Below are 17462 nucleotides of genomic sequence, written 5' to 3' on the forward strand. Positions count from 1 at the left end.
ACAAACTTCTAAAAAGAATTAAAAAGTTTACGATTTTCGAAAAAAAGTGTAAGCAAAAAGCACCCGTTCTGGGTGCTTTTTTTATATAAGAACTATATTGTTGTCTTATTTAGCTTCTGCATATCTTCTTTCAACTTCATTCCAGTTGATAACTTTAAAGAAAGCTTCAATATAATCTGGTCTTCTATTTTGATAGTTTAAATAATAAGCATGTTCCCACACATCTAACCCTAAAATAGGAGTTCCTCCACAAGAAACACCTGGCATTAAAGGATTGTCTTGGTTTGGAGTAGAACATACTTCTACTTTACCACCTTTGTGTACGCATAACCAAGCCCATCCAGAACCAAATTGAGTAGCAGCAGCTTTAGAAAAAGCATCAATAAAAGCTTCTTTAGAACCAAATTCAGCTTCAATAGCATCCTTTAATTCACCAGATAAGTATCCTCTATCTTGTGGGTTCATTACAGTCCAAAATAATGAGTGATTATAAAAACCACCACCATTATTACGAACTCCAGCATTATTCATGTCTAAGTTTGTTAAAATATCTTCTATAGATTTACCTTCTAAATCTGTTCCTTCAATTGCAGCATTTAATTTAGTTGTATATCCATTATGATGCTTAGAGTGGTGAATCTCCATAGTTCTTGCATCAATATTTGGTTCTAACGCATCATAAGCGTAACCTAATTCTGGTAATTCAAAAGCCATAATTTTTGTTTATTTGATTACTAATTAACTGACACGAAGTTACCATAAAAAAACAGGACTAACAACAGTTAGCCCTATTTGATTCTTATAGTATAATAAGATAATATTATAACAGAATTAAATTACTTTTATTCAGAATATTCTCTCATAAACTCTTCAGCTTTTTCGACCATATTTTTGCTTCCGCAGAAAAAAGGAATTCTTTGGTGTAATTCTGTTGGTTGAATATCCATAATTCTATTAAAACCATCACTAGCTTTTCCTTTTGCTTGCTCTGCTAAAAATGCCATTGGGTTACATTCATATAATAAACGAAGTTTACCATTAGAATTTTTAGAGCTTTTTGGGTACATATAAATCCCTCCTTTGATCATGTTTCTATGAAAATCAGAAACCAAAGATCCTATGTATCTGCTAGTATAAGGCCTGTCTCCTTCTTCTTCTTGACAATACTTAATGTATTTTTTTACTCCTAAAGGGAAATGAATATAATTACCTTCATTTACAGAGTAAATTTTTCCATCTTCAGGGAATTTCATATCTGGATGAGATAAGTAGAAAGTACCTATAGCTGGATTTAAAGTAAAACCATTTACACCATCTCCTGTAGTGTATACTAACATGGTGGATGTGCCATAAACTACATATCCTGCAGCAACTTGTTCACTTCCTTTTTGTAAGAAATCCTCGAGTTTAACAGGAGTTCCTACTGGGGTTACTCTTCTGTAAATTGAAAAAATAGTACCAACAGAAACATTTACGTCAATATTAGAAGATCCATCTAAAGGATCAATTAATACGACATATTTATTTTGATGGTTTTCATCTTGACTATTTACGATTATAAAATCATCTTCCTCTTCACTTGCAATACCACAAACAATATTTCTATTAGTTAATGTCTGAATAAATTTATCGTTGGCATAAACATCAAGTTTTTGTTGATCTTCACCTTGGATGTTGGTTTCACCAGCAGCACCAATAATATCTACTAAACCAGCTTTATTTACTTCATGATTAACAACTTTGGCAGCTAAACGAATAGAATTGATTAATCGAGATAATTCACCAGAAGTATATTTAAAAGAAGTTTGATTTTCGATGATAAATTCACCAAGAGTTTGATTTTTTTTAGCCATAAAACGATACAGATTTTATCTGTTTACAAAGATGATAACTTTTTTTACAACTACAACGTTTTAGTTTAGTATTTTACAGGAATTGTTAAAGTAGAAAAATCAACAAAACAATTGTATGTGTTGTAATTTGTTATTTTTTTTAACAAGGTGTTATAAAAACTATTTTTGCCTAAAAATTTTAAACATGAGTTTTACTATTCGTAAAGGAAAAAAAGAAGATGTTCAAGCGATTCATAATTTAATTGTTGAGTTAGCCGTTTTTGAAAAAGAACCAGATGCGGTAGAAATAACTGTTGAAGATTTAATAAAAGATGGATTTTCAGAAAATCCAAGATTCAACACTTTTGTCGCAGAAGAAGCTAATGGTACTATTATAGGTATGGGGTTGTTCTATGAAAGATATTCTACATGGAAAGGTAAAACAATTCATTTAGAAGATTTAATGGTAACAGCATCTAAAAGAGGAATAGGAGCGGGAAAAGAATTATATAAATCAATAATGAAATATGCTTCAGATAATGGGTATAAACGTGTAGCATGGGAAGTATTAGATTGGAATACAAATGCTATTGATTTTTATGAAAAAAGTGGAGCAAAAGTTTTAAGGGATTGGGACGTAGCCCAAATGAATGAACAAAATTTAGAAAGATTTATAAATGAGAATTTTTAAGTTTGGAGGGGCATCAGTAAAAAATCCTGATGCAGTTAAAAATGTTGTACGTGTACTACAGCATGAAGGAACAGAAAATACTTTAGTAGTAATTTCTGCAATGGGAAAAATGACAAATGCTTTCGAACGTTTAATTAAAGCATATACAGAAAGTACAGACGATGTAAAGCCTGCATTAGAGGTAATAAAAGATTTTCATACAGAAATGTTAGACGGTCTTTTTGATAAAGGTGACGAAGTGTATACTAAGGTAATGTACTTATTTGGCGAATTAGCTGGTAGAATGGCTATTAATACGTCTGAAGATTATAATTATATATACGATCAAATTGTTGGTTTCGGAGAAATATTATCAACAACAATAGTGAGTGCTTACTTAACAAAAATTGGTGTAGAAAATCAATGGTTAGATGTTCGTGAGTATATAAAAACAGATAATAACTATAGAGATGCAAAGGTAAACTGGGAACTTACAGAAACTATAATTAAGGAGAAAGTAGATACAACCAAGTTAAATATAACTCAAGGTTTTTTAGGGAATGATGGAGAGTATACAACGACTTTAGGTAGAGAAGGATCAGATTATACTGCAGGTATTTTTGCATATTGTTTAGAAGCAGATAGTGTAACTATATGGAAAGATGTGCCAGGAGTTTTAAATGCAGATCCGAGAGTTTTTAGTGAGACAGAACTTTTAAGGAAAATCTCTTATACTGAAGCTATTGAGATGGCATTTTACGGAGCTTCTGTAATTCATCCGAAAACAATTCAACCGTTAGAACAAAAACAAATTCCTTTATATGTTCGTTCTTTCGATGATTTAGATAGAGAAGGAACAACAGTTTTAAAAACAGAAGGAATTACTCCAGAAATACCATGTTATATTGTAAAGAAGAATCAAATATTAGTTTCTATATCGGCTAAAGATTTTTCGTTTATGGTAGAAGACAATATTAGTGATGTATTTAAAAAATTACACGATTATAAGTTAAAGGTGAATTTAATTCAGAATTCAGCAATTAGTTTTTCAGTTTGTATTGAAGATAAGTTTAATATGTTTGATGATTTTTATGATGAATTAAAATCTTTCTACACAATTAAATCATATAAAGATGTCACATTATATACAATAAGACATTTTGATGATGAAGCGATTAAAAGTATTAGAGCAAAAGGAAAAGCAATTATTAGACAAATTAATACAGAAACAGCACAGTTAGTAATTCAAGAAAACGCTTAACCAAAGTATTTTTCTGCTATATTTGCCACTTACGTTAACACCAAACTTAATTATGGGTTTAGTTACATCTAAAGAAGTCGCAAAAGCAATAAAAGTTGATAAACTAGGTTTTGTAGGTACGTTTATTGGCTGGTTATTAATGAAAGTTTTGCGTATATCAACCGCAAATAAAGTATATAATAAACATAAACATTTAAATGATTTACCTTTTTTAAAGGGATTGTTAGATGAATTTCAGATAGAATTTGAAATACCAGAAGATGATTTTAAACGTATTCCTAAAGAAGGTCCGTTTATTACAATATCTAACCATCCTTTAGGAGGTATAGATGGAATTTTATTATTGCGATTGTTGGTAGAGCACAGACCAGATTATAAGATTATTGCTAATTTCTTGTTGCACAGAATAGAGCCGTTAAAACCTTATGTAATGCCAGTAAATCCTTTTGAAAACCATAAGGATGCAAAGTCTAGTGTTTCTGGTATTAAAAATGCATTATTACATTTACGAGAAGGGAAACCTTTAGGTATATTCCCAGCAGGTGAAGTTTCAACCTATAGAGATGGAAAACTAATGGTTGATAAAGAATGGGAAGAAGGAGCTGTAAAGTTAATTAAGAAAGCAAAAGTACCAGTAATTCCTATTTATTTTCATGCTAAAAATAGTCGTCTATTTTATTTCTTATCAAAAATTAGTGATACATTAAGAACAGCTAAACTTCCATCAGAATTATTATCTCAAAAGAAGCGAGTAATAAAAGTAAGAATTGGTAAGCCAATTTCAGTTAAAGATCAGGATACATACAAAGAAATACCTGCTTTCTACGAGTTTTTAAGAAAGAAAACTTACATGTTAGCGAATCCTTTTGAAACGAACCAGAGATTAATCTCTACACAAAAGCTAAAACTTCCTAAAAAAACAAAAAACATTAGTAATCAGAGAAATCCTGAATTATTTGTAAAAGAGATTGATAGCTTGAGAGATCATGGTAAACGGCTATTAATAAGTAAAGATTATGAGGTGTTCTTTACAGATACTAAAGAAATACCAAATATCTTACATGAAATAGGACGTTTACGTGAAATTACATTCAGAGAAGTAGGAGAAGGCACAAATAATGCGTTAGATTTAGATAAATTCGATAAATACTATCATCATTTATTATTGTGGGATAACAATGCAAAAAAAGTAGTTGGAGCTTACAGAATGGGATTAGGAAAAGAGATTTATAAACGTTATGGAATAAATGGTTTTTATATTCAAACATTATTTAAAATTGAACCCGAGTTGCACCCTATGATGGAAAATACCATTGAAATGGGGAGAGCTTTTATTACTAAAGAATATCAACAAAGACCAATGCCGTTATTTTTACTTTGGAAAGGAATTGTACACGTTACGTTACGTTATCCTAAGTATAAGTATTTAATGGGAGGAGTGAGTATTAGTAATCAATTTTCGGATTTTTCTAAATCATTAATGATTGAATTCATGAAATCACATTATTATGATCCTTATGTAGCACAGTATATTCATCCAAAGAAAGAGTTTAAGGTAAAGCTTAAGGATGGTGATAAAGATTTTGTTTTTGATGCAACACAATCAGACATGAATAAGTTTGATAAAATTATAGATGAAGTTGAACCAGGTGCTTTAAGAATTCCTGTTTTAATTAAAAAATATATCAAACAAAATGCTCGATTAGTTGCATTTAATGTAGATCCAAAATTTAATAATGCTATTGATGGTTTAATGTATATTAAAGTTGCAGATTTACCTGAAAGTACTGTAAAGCCAGTTTTAGAAGAGTTTCAAGCCGAGCTAGAACGTAAAGCTTTAGAAAATGCTAATAAATAAAGTGTGATGATATAAATTAGTATTTTGTCACATTAAACTTTATACAAATGCTACTCTTTTAAGAGTAGCATTTTTTATTTGTATAATATTTAGGTAAAGCTTCCGTTAAAGTAACAACCAATTAAATTTTAATAATGAGAAAAGCTATAATCCTCCTAGGTGTTTCTACATTAGCGTTTGCATCATGCGTTTCTAAGAAGAAATATGTAGAATTACAAAAACAGTATGAAGATACTAAAGGAAATCTTCAAAAAACTGCTTTCGAGAAGAAAGAGCTAGAAGCAAAATTTGCAAAAATTGAAAAGCGAGTTGATAACTACAATGAAAAAATTAATTCACTTAAAAATTATAATTCTTCATTAAAAGAAGAGAATAATGTAAAATTAGATATGGTGGGTAAAACTGCTGTAATGTCTAATTCTATGAAAAAGAAAATGAGAGAAACTTTAGCTAAAGTAGATCCTGCAGAGTTAGCAAATGCTAAAACATTAAAAGATTCTATGGATGTGGCTATAGCATATAACTTAAAGAAATCAATTAATACTTCTGAATTAGAAAACTCTGAAGATATTAATGTTGATATTGATCAAACAGTTGTTATGATTTCTGTTTCTGATGAGTTATTATTCAATACAGCAAGTTATAGAGTTAAGAAAAAAGCATATAAACTTATTGAACAGTTAGCAAATGTAATTAACTCAGAGCCAAGTATGGATGTTATGATTGAAGGACATACAGACTCTAGATCAATTAACAATGCAGTGATTCAAGATAACTGGGACTTAAGTGTGAAAAGAGCGACTTCTATAGTTCGTTTACTAGAGAAAAAATATAATGTAGATTCAAACAGGCTAATTGCTGCAGGAAGAGGAAGTTCAGTGCCTTTAGTGGATAATTCTACAGCTAAAAATAGAGCGAGAAACCGTAGAACAAGAATTGTTATTTTACCAAATTTAGATAAATTCTTCGGATTGTTAGCTCAAGAAGAAACAATTACTCCTTAGTAGTAATTTAACTTGGATAATCCCTAGACTTTGTAAAAACTAATCCTTGAAAAAGGATTAGTTTTTTGTTTTATTACTTTTTTCCAAATAATCTTTGAAATAGGTTTTTTGCTTTACCTTTTACTTCTCTTAATTCCTCAACAGCATCTTCAGCTAAATCTGCTGCTTTTTCTGCAGCGTCATCTAATGCCTCTTTAGCATCTCCAGCAAATTCACTAGCTTTAGTTTTTATGTTTTGTACTTCTTCACTGGCTAAGATTTCATTAACTTTTTCTTTCGCATTTCCTAGAGCTTCTTTAGCATCGTCGGCTAAATCAGCAAGTTTTTCACTAGCATCACCAGCAAAATCAGAAATTTTTTCTTCAGCAACCTTTGCATATTCACCTGCTTTTTCTGCAGCATCATTAAAAGCTTCTTTGGCTTCCCCAGCTAATTCAGTGGCCTTATCTGCTGCTTTATTAAATGCTTCTTTAGCAGATTCTTTGGTTTCGTTGGTTGTTTCTTCAGCAGTATTTTCAATGTTTTCTGTTGCTTCGTTTGTTTGGTCTTCTAAATTCTTATTCTCTTCAGACATTTTTATTGATTTAAAGTGAGTTACTTCTCAAATTTAAAAAAAATAAAAAGAAAACCCAGCAAAATTATGTTGCTGGGTTTTTTGATCAGCTATGTAACTAATCGAACTATCAAAACAAATCTTTCTGATTGTTCTTTTGATTTCTTTCGATAAAAGCAATGTCTCTTGTGTTTTTTTGAGCGGCAATTGCAGCATAAATACTTAACATAAATGATATTGCATAAAACCCTTTTTCACTTAATTCTAATTCGGCATTCCATAGTCCTATAATTAAAAGAAGTATAGAAATGATAGTAGTTGCCCAACTTATACTGTAATACATGTTAGTTACTTCTATTCCTTCTAGTTTATCTCTCACAGCTTTCTGAACGGAGATTACAGAGAATAATCCGAATAACAAAATAGTAAAGTAATATCCTTTTTCATTTAATAACATATCGGCATTCCATAAACCGATACAAAAAGCAATTGTTCCCACAAATAAAGATGCCCAAGATGCACCTACAAAAGCACTTGTTGGCTTTTGATCGTAAATTTTAATTTCTTTTCCTTTTTCTTTTTGGTTTGTAGCGTCTTTGTTTGTAATTGTTGTTTGATAATCCATAATAATTTATTTTAAATAATTACACTACAAAGATGAGAAGTGATCGAGAAGTATAGAAAACTAAATTTCATTAAAACTGATGATATATAAATTTAAATATTTTAATTAATTGTTATATTTATTGAGTTTTTATATTTAAAACTGACGATTAAAAATGAGTTTAAATGCAATTATTTCTTCGTTTTCTACGGAAGATTATACGCGGTTTATTAGTTTTTTAAGTAAAAAAAATAAAAGAACTGATGTGAAAAATATTCAACTTTTTAAGTTGATATATGCAAATGAACTCTCATCAGAAGAAATGTGTGAAACATTATATTCTGGTGGTAAAAAAGATGCGTATCATGCCCTTAGAAAACGGTTGTATGAAGCTTTAATAGAGTATTTAGCAGCTTTAAATTTAGAAGAAGAGAATTCAGAGAAAGTAGCTGTGATAAAATACATTTTAGTTTCACGTTCTTTTTTGCAGCAACAACAATATGCTTTAGGATTTAAATTATTACAAAAAGCAACTAAAATTGCTGAAGAATATCAATTATATCCTTACCTGAATGAAATTTATCATTTAAGAATTCAATTTTCACATGAGAATGAAAAAGAAAATTTAGAAGACTTAATTGAAGCGTTCAGAAAAAATAAAAAACAAGCAGAGTTAGAAGAAGAACTGAATATTGTATACGCAAAAGTAAGAGTAATCTTACATCAAATTTTTGCAAAAGGAGAAGTTATTGATTTTCAAAAAATTGTTTTAAAAATATTACATGAGCAAAATATAGATATTAATAAAACACTTTCTTTTAAATCGCTTTATCAGCTATTAACCATTGCTAGTATTTCTGCATTTGTAACTAAAGATTATTTAGAAATAGAGTCTTTTATGTTGGATATGTATGAGTTTTTAAAAGAGAAACCAAATAAAGAAAAAGAACGGTTTTATCATATTCATGTATTGTATATGATTGCTAATACCTTGTTTAGAACAAAACAATTTGAAAAATCTTTAAGTTTTTTAAAGATTATGGATACTGAAATTTTAAAAAATAAACGTAAGTATGAACGTACATTCAGATTAAAATATGAGTTGTTGTATACGCTAAATTTGAATTATATGAATAATCAAAATGAGGCTATTGAAAGATTAGAGTTTGTTTTAAAAAAGAAACATTCAGATGTGGTTGGAGCATTGGATCTTCATTTAAGTTTAGTGGTATTTTATTTTCAGAAAGGAGCAATAAAAGAGTCATATAAACTATTGACTAAATTATATCATACAGACAAATGGTATTTGGAAAAGGTTGGGAAAGAATGGGTGATTAAAAAGAGTTTAATTGAAATATTATTACTTGTTGAGTTGGATAATTTTGATGTTTTTGAAAATCGATTGTTAAGATTTAAAAGACAATACGGTATTTACTTAAAAGAAATAGGGCAGGAGCGTGTATTAATTTTCTTAAAATATGTAGCGCTTTATTATGATAATCCGAAAGAGATTGCTTCAGAAAAATTCTTTCAAACTGTAGAGAACTCTTTTGAGTGGATTGGAGCTAAACAAGAAGATATTTTTGTGATGAGTTTTTATGCTTGGTTAAAAAGTAAAATGATAAATGAACCAATTTTCGAAGTTACTTTAGGTTTAATAACTCAGGCTCAAGAATTATAAAAAAGCCTCGTCTATTGGTTCCCAAAGCTCAATTTTATTACCATCTAAATCAATAATCCAAGCAAACTTACCGTAGCTATATTCTTCAATTTCTCCAAGAATAGTTACACCTTCATTTTTAAGTTGTTCTAGTAAGTTTTCTAAATATTCAACTCTGTAATTAATCATAAATCCTTTTTTCGAAGGAAGAAAATGATCTGTATCTTTTTTAAACGGACTCCATTGTGTCGATGCTTTATTTCCATCATTATCTTTCCACCAAAATGTACATCCCCAATCATCTGTATTAAAGCCTAAATGTTTTTTATACCATTCTTTAGTTGAATTTACATCTTCAGTCTTAAAAAATACGCCGCCAATTCCTGTTACTTTACCTTTTTTCATTTCTTTACATTTTTTTCATAGGTTGAAATCCAATCTTCAACTGTTATTTTACTACATAATTCTCCAATTAATTCATACGGAATATCATCTAGCTTTTTAAAGCGAACACAACTTTTACCCATATCGAGTTTTTGTTTACAATGCTTCGGGTATTCACTTACAAACCAATCATGTATTTCTGGATTAGCGTAAATTCCACTATGATATAAATTCACAGAGTTTTTCTGAGAAGCGATATTCATAAAAGGTAAAGGTAATTTTGGATCACAATGATAACCGTCTGGATATATTGAATGTGGTACATAATATCCGATCATATTGTAATTAATACCTTCTTCAAAACCTTCAGGAAGATGTTTTTTAATAACGTCTCGTAATTGCTGAATAACAGATTGACGCTCTTCCGGAAGTTGATCTATATATTCTTGTGGAGTATTTGCTTCGTATTTCATTTTGAATAAAAATTGAAATTATGCTGAAACTAATATACAAAAAAGAGAAAAGCAAGTTCGTTTCTGATTGGTAGACTAGCTCTTTATAATTTTTTATGAAGATAAATGAATCGATTTTAAAAAGCATTGATTAGTTGAGGTTTTACTTATGTGCAAATGAATTATACTTTTAACGAAGTTATTATTTATAGTTGGAGCATTTTGTGTAAGTATGGGTTGTTTAAAAAATATAACTCAAATAAAACTTTCCTTCAGAATAAAAAAAGGAGGCTTAAAAGCCTCCTTAAATATAATTAACCTCTTCTATGTTTTTAGTATTGAGTGATTTACTTAGTTTAGTTTTTGATAAATTTTTTCATATAACGATTCGAATTTTCATCATACATTAAAATATAGTAAATACCTCTTTTTAAATTGTTTATGTGTATTTTTTCTTTAAAATCATTTTTTAGTATTACGCTACCGTTTAAATCTATAACTTCATAATAATCAATTTTAATGCTATTATTTTTTGATTTTATGTTTAAAAAATTAGTTGCTGGAATAGGGTAAACAAATAGATTTTTTTCAGAAAAATTAAGGTTTTCATTATTTGAAATTTCTCTAAAATTTATTCCTTCTTTAATTTCAATAGTATAATCCTCTACTTCTCCATAAGTAAAAGATTCACAAGAGTTTTGTTTGTTGTCGTATTTCATAGAAACTCTCATTCTTGTTTTTCCTTTTAAAGCATTATTAGGAATATTTATAGAATACTTTTGATTAGTATTGTTGTTGACAGAAGTGTCAATAATTCTTTCATTATCTTCAAACACTCCATTTTGATTATAATCTATCCAAGCACCAAGGTGTTCTTTATAGCTATAGTCATTATAACCTGCTCTAATAATAAGTTCATTAACGCTACCCAAATTAACTGTTGCTGTTTTGTTGGTAAAATCAGCATAACCATTATTATTCCCTGATGAATTACTCATTCCTCCAAAAGAAACAAAATCAATCCATTCATAATTTGTGTTATAACCTTTAGAATCACAATAACTTTGATTATTATTTTCTTCAACAATTATTTCAAAATTTTGTGTAGTTGTATTAATACCGTCTGTTAATTCTAATACAATTGAAGTTTTTCCTAAGCTTGATGTAGTTGGAGTTCCTTCTAATACAAAAACTCCTTTTTCTTTTTTATTAATAGATAACCAGTTAGAACCTTCTTTTATAGAAATGCTTAATTGATCATTTCTGTTTTCGTCGCTTACTTTGATTACATATTCATAAATTTGATTAATCTTAATATGATTTAATAAAGGTTTTGTTTCAAAAACAGGAGCTAAATTTGTTGGATATAAATCAACAATGGCTGAATTGTAATCAATCCAATTATATTTCCCACCATGAGTTATCATTTCAGTTAAGTAAAAGTATCCATTACTTCTTCCTGCCCAACCCCAATTAATATGGAAAAAATCACCTTGTTCTGTAACCTGATATCCATCCAATGCAAATAAATGGCCAGCACTCCCAGCGTTTGGATCTTGAAGATTTTTACTTCTTCCTGAATATAAAACTGGTCGTTTTAAATTTAACTCATTTTTTAATAATTGACTCCACTCTTGGTCTGAGTAATAATGTCTATACATCATTTTTGCGCCACTATTATATTTGAAGTTAGTTTTTAACGCCTTTAAAGCATTAGTGGTATATGCTCCAGATCCTCCATTTGCAGAAGTACCATAATTCATTTTTACTGCTACTCCAGTGTGGTATGAAAGCTTTGCATTTTCATTATCTGCTATTGTTTTAGACATGTTATCCCAATCATACAATTGATTTTCAAAATTAACACTTAAGGTACCATATTTCTGGTGTGTATAAGTAGTTTGAGATTTCCCAGTTTTAGGAAATTCCCAGTATCTCATTACTTGTGACATTGCGGTAGCCACACATCCAACAATCGCTTGACCATCATCATCACTAGGACAAAATCTTTCAAAACCATTTGATTGAGTGTATAAAATATCATCCATAAATGGTTCAACCGATTTTACTCTAAACTGTTTGGATGTTTTATTGTTTAAAATATTATCCCAAGCTCTTTTTGTAGCTTTTCTACTTTTATTTTTTTTAGTGAAAGAACTTTCATAAACAAAAGATTTATAAGCATCAAGTAAATTATTAGTAGGTAAATTTTCAGAAATAGCCTCAAAATTAGAAGTGTGAGAATAACCTAAAATTGGTTTAGTTGAGTCATCCGCTGAAACAATTACAAAACCACCTTGTTTAAAATTTATAATGTAATAAACAATTTTATTTTTGTACTTAACTTCATTAATGGATAAAGTTGTGACTTTTTGTTTTCTTAAAAAACTTTGTTTTCCTTGAATCCAATTACTAGCAACTGCTATTGCTTTTGCTTTGTCTACAGGGTTTGCAAAAATATCTTTTGCAAAAAATAATAAAAAGATACTTAAAAGGGTAATTTTTTTCATTTAATTGATTTTTAATATAGAGGTTAATTATTTTCGAATTCCACCTTTGATAAGGTGTTTTGTTTTTTAAAATCTGGTTAACCAGATTTTGTTTAAAGTTTCACAAAAGTATTTTAGCTCAATTAATTTTTAAGTCAATAAAAATTAAATTAAGGTTAATCTACTTTCGTTTTTTTAAGTTGTTATTTTGAATTAAAATAATTGATGTTTAAGGGGATAAATATGGAGCTTTTTTTATTCTTTAATTCTTGAGAAATAAACAAAAAACACATGTTAATAAAGTGTTATTTTTAAATAAAAATAATTTTTGAGTTGTATTTAGAAAATGGGGGTATAAAAGTAATTTTTATCAAATAAGATTTTTTAAATAGTTAAATCTATTAAAAGAAACTTAAGGATTAAGTTCTTTTATTTTGTCTACAATAGTTTGTGCCAATTTTATTTTGCTTTCTACAGTCCAACCAGCTACATGTGGTGATAGTAATACTTTGTCGGAATCAATTAAATATTGAAAAGCTTCTGGAATGTCGCTTTCAGTAAAAAGATTTTCAAAAGACTTTTTTTCGTATTCTAATACATCTAAACCTGCTCCTAAAATTTTACCGCTTTCTAAAGCGGAAACTAAATCTTTTGTAATAACAGATTTTCCTCTAGCTGTATTAATTAACCAGAATGTTTTTTTAAAGTTATTAATGAACTCTTCATTAACCATATTAATGGTTAATTCAGTTTGTGGCGTATGTAAACTCAATACATCAGCTTTTTTTTGAAGTTCTTGTAAAGAAACTTGTTTACAATTTTCATCACCAACTCCATCCTTAATGTCATAACAAAGTACCTCAACATCAAAACCACGAAGTTTTTTAGCAAAAGCTTTTCCCATGTTACCGTAACCAATAAGTCCGACTGTTTTACCATCGAGTTCTATTCCTCTATTTTCCTCACGAAGCCATTTTCCTGAACGTACTTCTTGATCGGCTTTATTTAGTTTATTAAATAAAGATAAAAGCATTCCTAAAGCATGTTCTCCTACAGCGTTTCGATTTCCTTCAGGAGCAGAAATAAGTTGAATACCTTTTGAAATGGCATATTCACAATCAATATTTTCCAACCCAGCTCCAACACGACCAATGAATTTTAGGTTCGTAGCTTTATCTAAAAACTGTTTGTCAATAGTAAAACGACTTCGAATTATAAAACCATCGTAATTATGAATTTTAGCTTCGATTTCTTCTTTAGAAGAAGTGTAATCTTCATGATTTTCGTAACCTAATTCGGTTAACTGTTGAATCATTAAATCGTGATTGGTATCTAAATGGAGTATTTTCATTTAAAAAGTCTAGTCAAAGGTTACAACAACAGAATTAATTACTAGTTTAATACTGCTCATTTTCATTAGGGAAATCTACACTTTTAACATCACTAATATATTGTTTAAAAGCATTGGTCATTTCCGTATGTAAATCTAAATATCTGCGTAAAAAACGAGGATTAAATTCATGTGTCATTCCCAACATATCGTGCATTACTAAAACTTGTCCATCTACACCGCTACCAGCGCCAATTCCAATTACAGGAATAGTTAAACTTTCAGCAACTTCTTGAGCTAATTTTGCAGGAACTTTCTCTAAAACTAAAGCGAAACAACCTAATTCCTCTAGTAATTTAGCATCCTCTTTTAGTTTTTTAGCTTCAGCTTCTTCTTTAGCTCTTACAGTATATGTTCCGAATTTATAAATAGATTGAGGAGTTAAACCTAAGTGACCCATTACAGGAATTCCAGCAGTTAATATTCTTGAAATTGACTCAGAAATTTCACTACCACCTTCAAGTTTCACTGCATGCCCACCAGTTTCTTTCATAATTCTAATAGCAGAATCTAATGCGTTTTTAGAATTTCCTTGATAAGTACCGAAAGGTAAATCAACTACAACTAAACAACGATCTATAGCACGAATTACAGAACTTGCATGGTAAATCATTTGATCTAAAGTGATAGGTAAAGTAGTTTCGTGTCCTGCCATAACATTAGAGGCAGAATCTCCAACTAAAATAACATCAATTCCAGCACCATCAACTATTTTGGCCATTGTATAATCGTAGGCAGTTAACATTGAAATTTTTTCATTGTTACTTTTCATTTCAATCAACGACTTCACCGTGATTCTTTTATATTGTTTTTTAGCTACAGACATGTGTGATTTGTTATAAATATGGAGTAAAAATATACAAAATACCGCAAACTCGTTAATATTGTGTTAATTTGATTTTGATAGTTTCTTTTTTGTTAGTTTTACATAAAATACAAATATGTATAAGTTTTCTTTTCTAGTTTTTTTATCATTTACTTCATTCACTGTTTTTGCTCAGGATAGTTCTGAAAATCAAAACATAAAACAAGTGATACAACTTTTTTTTGATGGATTGCATAAAGGTGATTCTAGTTTGGTGAATAAAACATTACATAAAGAAGTTAAAATTCAAACTACATTTACAAATAAAAAAGGGAAGAAAGTTTTAGTTGCAGAATCAAGAGAAAAATTATTAAAAGCTATAGCGTCGAAGAAAAAAGAAGATTCTTATTTTGAAAAATTATTATCCTATACTATTAAAGTTGATGGCAATTTAGCTTCAGTATGGACTCCTTATGAATTTTATTTAAATAGTAAGTTTAGCCATTGCGGAGCTAATTCATTTCAACTGTTTAATAACAATGGTTCTTGGGAAATTATATATTTAGTTGATATGAGAAGAAGGCAGAATTGTAAAATTAATCTAGAGAAAAATTAATGTATATTTGACCCTGTGGATAAAGTAAGTAAACATACCTTAAGTCCTGATAAATGGATAGATAACTATTCTGATTATTTGTATAATTATGCAGTAGTTAGAGTAAATAATAGTGATACGGCTAAAGATCTTGTACAAGAGACATTCTTTGCTGGTTTGCGTTCTGCTAAAAATTTCGAAGGTAAATCGACAGAAAGAACTTGGTTAATCTCTATCCTTAAAAGAAAAATAATTGATTATTACAGAAAAATCAATTCAAAAAAAGGACAAGCTGAGGTTAGGATGAGTTTTTATGAAGATGGTGAGAATGAGGGAAACTGGATTGAGGAAAGAGTACCACAATCATGGAATAGTGAAGCTGAGAAAAACATAGAAAATACTGAGCTTAAAAATCAAATAGATCTTTGTATTGATAGTTTACCAGAAAAGTACGCTATGGTTTTTAGAATGAAAACTATACAAGAGTTTGAAACAGAAGAAATTTGTAAGGAACTAGATATTACTCCGTCAAATTTATGGGTAATAATCCATAGAGCAAGAACTCAATTGAGAACTTGTATGGAGAAAAATTGGTTTAATAAATAAAAAGATGTTTAAATTTTTAAAAATTTCATGTCAAGAGGCTAATGAGATTTGTAATAAGTCTCAGTATAATGAGTCTACTTTCTCAGAAAGAATGAAGCTTCAGTTACATATAGCTTTTTGTAAGGCTTGTGCTTTATATACTAAACAAAATGTTAAGCTAACAGGTATGTTTAAGGCTAAGGCTATGGACTGTAGGAATGAATCACACTGCATGAGTGATAAAGACAAAGAGATACTTAAAGAAAAATTAAAGGAGCAAATGTCTTCATAAAGATTTCGGTTTTTATAAAACCGTTTTTTTGATTTTTTGTTAGATTGAACGGAATTTACATCAGTGTGGATTCCGTTTTTTATACTTTATAAAATAATTAAAATGCATTTTTTACCTGAAAAAATAGATAATTATGTAGTTGAACATTCTGAAAAAGAACCTCAACTATTACAGGAGTTAAGTAGAGAAACTTGGCAAAAAGTTTTAAATCCAAGAATGCTTAGTGGAGCTTTTCAAGGGAGAGTTTTGGCTATGATTTCTAAATTAATTAACCCAAATAAAATCTTAGAAATTGGAACTTATACAGGATATTCTGCTTTGTGCTTAGCTGAAGGGTTAGCAGAAAATGGGATGTTATACACCATTGATAAAAACGAAGAGTTAGAGGAATTACAATACAAGTATTTTCAAAAATCTGAATTTAGAGATCAAATCAAACAATATGTAGGAAATGCAATCGAAATAATTCCTACAATTAATGAGAAATTTGATTTGGTTTTTATTGATGCCGATAAATCTAATTATCCTAATTATTTCGAGCTGATTATAGAGAAAATGAACAAAGGCGGAGTAATCTTATCAGATAATGTTTTGTGGAGCGGTAAAGTTGTAGAAGAACTTAACCCGAAAGATATAGATACTAAAATGTTGTTAGAATATAATAAATTATTGGTTACAGATACTAGAGTAGAAACAGTCTTACTGCCAATAAGAGATGGATTAACAATAACTAGAGTGAAATAATTACATATTTCTTTTAATAGGACCTGTTAAGTCATCAATATTATCTTTAACATCATTAATTTCTTTATTGATGTCTGAAACTATTTCAGTGTCAATTCCTTGTTTTTGAGCGCTTTCGTTTATTTCACGCTTAATATCATTTGTTGCGTCTTTAACCTGACGAATACCTTTACCTAAACCTCTAGCGATTTCAGGAATTTTATCAGCACCAAAAACAACCACAACAAATAACATGATTACAAAAATTTCAGGTCCACCAATGAATAAAAAAGGTAATTTCATAA

19 protein-coding genes are annotated in these 17462 nt (G+C 29.2%); 9 read left to right on the top strand and 10 right to left on the bottom strand.

Annotated elements, in window-relative coordinates; all coding sequences use genetic code 11:
* Window positions 1-105: 105 nt before the first annotated feature.
* Window positions 106-714 carry a superoxide dismutase gene (locus AC2TEO_RS12555; protein ID WP_442265160.1) on the bottom strand — a complete coding sequence of 203 codons (609 nt, stop codon included), beginning with the start codon at window positions 712-714 and terminating at the stop codon, window positions 106-108.
* 128 nt (window positions 715-842) lie between these two features.
* Entirely contained in the window at window positions 843-1853 is a 1011-nt protein-coding gene (gene fbp, locus AC2TEO_RS12560; protein ID WP_442265161.1) for a class 1 fructose-bisphosphatase, read from the bottom strand.
* Window positions 1854-2037: 184 nt separating this feature from the next.
* On the opposite strand from fbp, the gene AC2TEO_RS12565 reads away from it, so the two are divergent.
* From AC2TEO_RS12565 to AC2TEO_RS12580, 4 genes are all read left to right on the top strand, one after another.
* A complete protein-coding gene (locus AC2TEO_RS12565; protein WP_442265162.1) occupies window positions 2038-2523 on the top strand; it encodes a GNAT family N-acetyltransferase in 486 nt (161 codons plus the stop codon).
* Window positions 2510-3763, top strand: a complete 1254-nt coding sequence (locus AC2TEO_RS12570; RefSeq protein ID WP_442265163.1) for an aspartate kinase — start codon at window positions 2510-2512, stop codon at window positions 3761-3763. The genes AC2TEO_RS12565 and AC2TEO_RS12570 overlap by 14 nt, the downstream gene beginning before the upstream one ends.
* A gap of 52 nt (window positions 3764-3815) precedes the next feature.
* A complete protein-coding gene (locus AC2TEO_RS12575) occupies window positions 3816-5621 on the top strand; it encodes a lysophospholipid acyltransferase family protein (RefSeq protein ID WP_442265164.1) in 1806 nt (601 codons plus the stop codon).
* A 134-nt stretch (window positions 5622-5755) separates the two neighbouring features.
* Window positions 5756-6625 (top strand): OmpA/MotB family protein, encoded by an 870-nt coding sequence (locus tag AC2TEO_RS12580; RefSeq protein ID WP_442265165.1) that lies wholly within the window; start codon window positions 5756-5758, stop codon window positions 6623-6625.
* 73 nt (window positions 6626-6698) lie between these two features.
* Here AC2TEO_RS12580 and AC2TEO_RS12585 read toward each other — a convergent pair whose 3' ends face one another.
* Window positions 6699-7199, bottom strand: coding sequence for a hypothetical protein (locus AC2TEO_RS12585; RefSeq protein WP_442265166.1), 501 nt, complete (start codon window positions 7197-7199; stop codon window positions 6699-6701).
* A 109-nt stretch (window positions 7200-7308) separates the two neighbouring features.
* Window positions 7309-7803: an inner membrane protein YiaA gene (yiaA, locus tag AC2TEO_RS12590; RefSeq protein WP_442265167.1), complete on the bottom strand. Its 495-nt coding sequence runs from the start codon at window positions 7801-7803 to the stop codon at window positions 7309-7311.
* Between the two features lie 154 nt (window positions 7804-7957).
* On the opposite strand from yiaA, the gene AC2TEO_RS12595 reads away from it, so the two are divergent.
* A complete protein-coding gene (locus tag AC2TEO_RS12595; protein ID WP_442265168.1) occupies window positions 7958-9463 on the top strand; it encodes a hypothetical protein in 1506 nt (501 codons plus the stop codon).
* Here AC2TEO_RS12595 and AC2TEO_RS12600 read toward each other — a convergent pair.
* From AC2TEO_RS12600 to panB, 5 genes are all read right to left on the bottom strand, one after another.
* Window positions 9458-9847, bottom strand: coding sequence for a VOC family protein (locus AC2TEO_RS12600; RefSeq protein WP_442265169.1), 390 nt, complete (start codon window positions 9845-9847; stop codon window positions 9458-9460). The two genes, AC2TEO_RS12595 and AC2TEO_RS12600, sit on opposite strands and share 6 nt — an antisense overlap.
* Entirely contained in the window at window positions 9844-10299 is a 456-nt protein-coding gene (locus AC2TEO_RS12605; RefSeq protein WP_442265170.1) for a DUF1801 domain-containing protein, read from the bottom strand. The genes AC2TEO_RS12600 and AC2TEO_RS12605 overlap by 4 nt, the downstream gene beginning before the upstream one ends.
* Window positions 10300-10634: 335 nt before the next feature.
* Complete coding sequence (locus tag AC2TEO_RS12610) at window positions 10635-12788, bottom strand: C10 family peptidase (protein ID WP_442265171.1); 2154 nt, start codon at window positions 12786-12788, stop codon at window positions 10635-10637.
* Between the two features lie 391 nt (window positions 12789-13179).
* Entirely contained in the window at window positions 13180-14118 is a 939-nt protein-coding gene (locus AC2TEO_RS12615; protein ID WP_442265172.1) for a 2-hydroxyacid dehydrogenase, read from the bottom strand.
* 46 nt (window positions 14119-14164) lie between these two features.
* Window positions 14165-14983: a 3-methyl-2-oxobutanoate hydroxymethyltransferase gene (gene panB / locus AC2TEO_RS12620; protein WP_442265173.1), complete on the bottom strand. Its 819-nt coding sequence runs from the start codon at window positions 14981-14983 to the stop codon at window positions 14165-14167.
* Window positions 14984-15098: 115 nt separating this feature from the next.
* Between panB and AC2TEO_RS12625 the strand changes: the two genes are divergently transcribed.
* From AC2TEO_RS12625 to AC2TEO_RS12640, 4 genes are all read left to right on the top strand, one after another.
* The gene (locus AC2TEO_RS12625) at window positions 15099-15578 is read left to right on the top strand and encodes a nuclear transport factor 2 family protein (RefSeq protein WP_442265174.1); all 480 of its coding nucleotides are present in this window, start codon (window positions 15099-15101) and stop codon (window positions 15576-15578) included.
* 15 nt (window positions 15579-15593) lie between these two features.
* The gene (locus tag AC2TEO_RS12630; protein ID WP_442265175.1) at window positions 15594-16163 is read left to right on the top strand and encodes a sigma-70 family RNA polymerase sigma factor; all 570 of its coding nucleotides are present in this window, start codon (window positions 15594-15596) and stop codon (window positions 16161-16163) included.
* Between the two features lie 4 nt (window positions 16164-16167).
* A complete protein-coding gene (locus tag AC2TEO_RS12635) occupies window positions 16168-16434 on the top strand; it encodes a hypothetical protein (RefSeq protein ID WP_442265176.1) in 267 nt (88 codons plus the stop codon).
* Between the two features lie 102 nt (window positions 16435-16536).
* Entirely contained in the window at window positions 16537-17178 is a 642-nt protein-coding gene (locus tag AC2TEO_RS12640; RefSeq protein ID WP_442265177.1) for an O-methyltransferase, read from the top strand.
* On the opposite strand, the gene AC2TEO_RS12645 is transcribed toward AC2TEO_RS12640, so the two are convergent.
* The gene (locus tag AC2TEO_RS12645) at window positions 17179-17460 is read right to left on the bottom strand and encodes a Sec-independent protein translocase subunit TatA/TatB (protein ID WP_442265178.1); all 282 of its coding nucleotides are present in this window, start codon (window positions 17458-17460) and stop codon (window positions 17179-17181) included.
* Window positions 17461-17462: the final 2 nt, after the last annotated feature.

This window comes from Tenacibaculum aquaeponti, assembly GCF_057221555.1.